This is a genomic window from Pseudomonas taiwanensis (genome assembly GCF_013393345.1).
GTDB lineage: Bacteria > Pseudomonadota > Gammaproteobacteria > Pseudomonadales > Pseudomonadaceae > Metapseudomonas > Metapseudomonas resinovorans_C.
On the sequence record NZ_QJRF01000056.1, the window covers coordinates 1 to 2,896 of the forward strand.

4 protein-coding genes are annotated in these 2,896 nt (G+C 66.9%); all 4 read right to left on the reverse strand.

Going from position 1 to position 2,896, the window contains the following annotated elements; genetic code table 11:
• Window positions 1-1,010 (reverse strand): pyrroloquinoline quinone biosynthesis protein PqqE (pqqE, locus tag DM872_RS12310; protein ID WP_179059763.1); only part of this gene is annotated, 1,010 nt, incomplete at its 3' end.
• Window positions 982-1,260 carry a pyrroloquinoline quinone biosynthesis peptide chaperone PqqD gene (gene pqqD / locus DM872_RS12315; RefSeq protein ID WP_179059764.1) on the reverse strand — a complete coding sequence of 93 codons (279 nt, stop codon included), beginning with the start codon at window positions 1,258-1,260 and terminating at the stop codon, window positions 982-984. The genes pqqD and pqqE, both read right to left, overlap by 29 nt.
• The gene (gene pqqC, locus DM872_RS12320; RefSeq protein ID WP_179059765.1) at window positions 1,257-2,009 is read right to left on the reverse strand and encodes a pyrroloquinoline-quinone synthase PqqC; all 753 of its coding nucleotides are present in this window, start codon (window positions 2,007-2,009) and stop codon (window positions 1,257-1,259) included. Before pqqC ends, pqqD begins: the two co-directional genes overlap by 4 nt.
• An 11-nt stretch (window positions 2,010-2,020) precedes the next feature.
• On the reverse strand, window positions 2,021-2,896 hold an 876-nt coding region (pqqB, locus tag DM872_RS12325), incomplete at its 5' end, for a pyrroloquinoline quinone biosynthesis protein PqqB (RefSeq protein ID WP_179059762.1).

A 2,896-nucleotide genomic window follows, 5' to 3' on the forward strand; every position in this document is an offset into this window, starting at 1 on the left:
TTGCTGGCGTCACCGGTGAGCAGGAAGGCCTGGCAGCGGCAGCCGCCGAAGTCCTTTTCCTTCTCGTCGCAGGAGCGGCACGGTTCGGGCATCCAGTCATAGCCGCGGAAGCGGTTGAAGCCGAAGGACTCGTACCAGATGTGCCGCAGCGAGTGCTCGCGCACATTGGGGAACTGCACCGGCAACTGGCGCGCGCTGTGGCACGGCAGCGCGGTGCCGTCCGGGGTGATGTCGAGGAACAGGCTGCCCCAGCCGTTCATGCAGGCCTTGGGGCGTTCCTCGTAGTAGTCCGGGGTGACGAAGATCAGCTTGCAGGGGTGCTTCTCGGCGGCCAGCTTGGCCCGGTACTGGTTGGTGATGCCTTCGGCGCGTTCCAACTGAGCGCGGGTCGGCAACAGGCCGGCGCGGTTCAGTTCGGCCCAGCCGTAGAACTGGCAGATGGCGAGTTCGACGAAGTCCGCTTCCAGTTCCAGGCACAGCTCGATGATCCGCTCGATCTGGTCGATGTTGTGCCGGTGGATGACGAAGTTCAGCACCATCGGGTAGCCCGCCGCCTTCACCGCGCGGGCCATCGCCAGTTTCTGCGCGAAGGCCTTGCGCGAGCCGGCCAGCAGGTTGTTCACCGCCTCGTCGGCAGCCTGGAAGCTGACCTGGATATGGTCCAGCCCGGCGTCCTTGAAGGCTTCGATGCGCGCCTCGGTGAGGCCGATGCCGGAAGTGATCAGGTTGGTGTAGTAGCCCAGCTCGCGGGCGGCGCGGATCAGCTCTTCCAGGTCCTGACGAACCAGCGGCTCGCCACCGGAGAAACCCAGCTGTGCAGCGCCCAGCTCGCGGCCCTGGCGGAACACCTCGATCCACTGTGCCGTCGTGAGCTCCTCGCCCTGCTGGGCGAAATCCAGCGGGTTGGAACAGTACGGGCACTGCAGCGGGCAACGGTAGGTCAGCTCGGCCAGCAGCCAGAGCGGCAGGCCGACACTGGGCTCAGTGGAGCTCGATCCAGAATTTTTCACGGGCAACCTCCATGAACTGAACGACGTCATCCGCCAGGTCCGGCGCATCCGGGTACTGCTCGCTCAGGCTGCGGATGATCGACTCGACATCGCGCTGCCCGTCGATCTGCACGGCGATGGCACCGGCACTTTCATTGAGTCGGATCATTCCCTCGGGATAGAGCAGCACGTGGCAGCCCTGGGCCGGTTCCCATTGCAGGCGGAAGCCACGCCGCAGGCTGGGCACCTGTGTCAGGTCGAAGTTGCTCATAGGGCAATCCCCCGGTGCCAGACCCGCTCGCGGGTCACCGTGTGATAGGGCGGGCGCTGCAGCTCGTAGGCCATGCTCATGGCGTCGAGCATGCTCCACAGCACGTCGAGCTTGAACTGCAGGATCTCCAGCATGCGTTGCTGGGCCTCCCAGGTGCGGTAGTGGTCGAGGGTGATGCGCAGGCCATGTTCGACATCGCGGCGCGCCTCCTTCAGGCGCTTCCTGAAGTAGTCGTAGCCGCGCGGGTCGATCCACGGGTAGTGCTGCGGCCAGCTGTCCAGGCGCGACTGGTGGATCTGCGGGGCGAACAGTTCGGTCAGCGAACTGCTGGCCGCCTCCTGCCAGCTCGCGCGGCGGGCGAAGTTGACGTAGGCGTCCACCGCGAAACGCACCCCCGGCAGCACCAGTTCCTGGGACAGCACCTGCTCGCGCTGGAGGCCGACGGCTTCGGCCAGGCGCAGCCAGGCCTCGATGCCGCCTTCCTCGCCGGGGGCGCCGTCGTGGTCGAGGATGCGCTGGACCCACTCGCGGCGGGTGTCGCGGTCCGGGCAGTTGGCGAGGATGGCGGCGTCCTTCAGCGGGATGTTCACCTGGTAGTAGAAACGGTTGGCCACCCAGCCCTGGATCTGCTCGCGGGTCGCACTGCCCTCGTACATCGCCCGGTGGTACGGGTGGTGGATGTGGTAGCAGGCGCCCTTGGCACGCAGGGCCTGTTCGAATTCGGCGGGCGTCATGGCGATCTGGTTCATCTCGGGCTCCGTTACAACACGATGCTCATGCCATCCCAGGCCACTTCGATGCCGTGGCGCTCCAGTTCGGCGCGTTCGGCGGAATCGATGTCGAGGATCGGGTTGGTGTTGTTGATGTGGATGAGCACCTTGCGCGGACCGGCAATGCCGTCGAGCACCTCGATCATCCCGCCCGGGCCGCTCTGCGGCAGGTGGCCCATCTCGCTGCCGAGCTTGTCGCCCACCTCGCAGTGGCGCATCTCGTCGTCACGCCAGAGCGTGCCGTCCACCAGCAGGCAGTCGGCGCGGCGCATCCAGTCGAGCAGCGCGTCATCCACCTGGCCCAGGCCCGGGGCGTAGAACAGGCTGCCGCCGCTCTCCAGGTCCTCGACGAACAGGCCGATGTTGTCACCGGGGTGCGGGTTGCCGCGGTGCGGCGAGTACGGCGGCGCGCTGCTGCGCAGGGGAATGGCGGTGAAATTCAGGCCCGGACAAGCGGGAATGGTGAACGACGGGCTGGCCAGGTCGATGGGGTTCCAGGTGAGGCCGCCATTCCAGTGCTGGAGCATGCTGAACAGCGGGAAGCCGCTGGACAGGTCCTGGTGGACCATGTCGGTGCACCAGACCGGGTGCGGGCAGCCCTCGCGCAGGCTCAGGAGGCCGGTGACGTGGTCGATCTGGCTGTCCATCAGAATGATCGCGGCAATGCCGGTGTCGCGCAGGCGGCGGGCCGGTTGCAGCGGCGGAAAGGCCTCGAGCTGGGCGCGGATATCCGGGGAGGTGTTGCACAGCACCCAGTCGACGCCATTGGCGCTGAGGGCGATGGAGGACTGGCTGCGCGGCTGCGCGCGGACCTTGCCGCTGCGTACGCCGGCGCAGTTGCGGCAGTTGCAGTTCCACTGGGGGAA

Bases quoted from the DNA above. Each gene is read 5' to 3' on its own strand.
- pqqD (WP_179059764.1), bottom strand. From the start codon at position 1,260: ATGAGCAACTTCGACCTGACACAGGTGCCCAGCCTGCGGCGTGGCTTC.
- pqqC (WP_179059765.1), bottom strand. From the start codon at position 2,009: ATGAACCAGATCGCCATGACGCCCGCCGAATTCGAACAGGCCCTGCGT.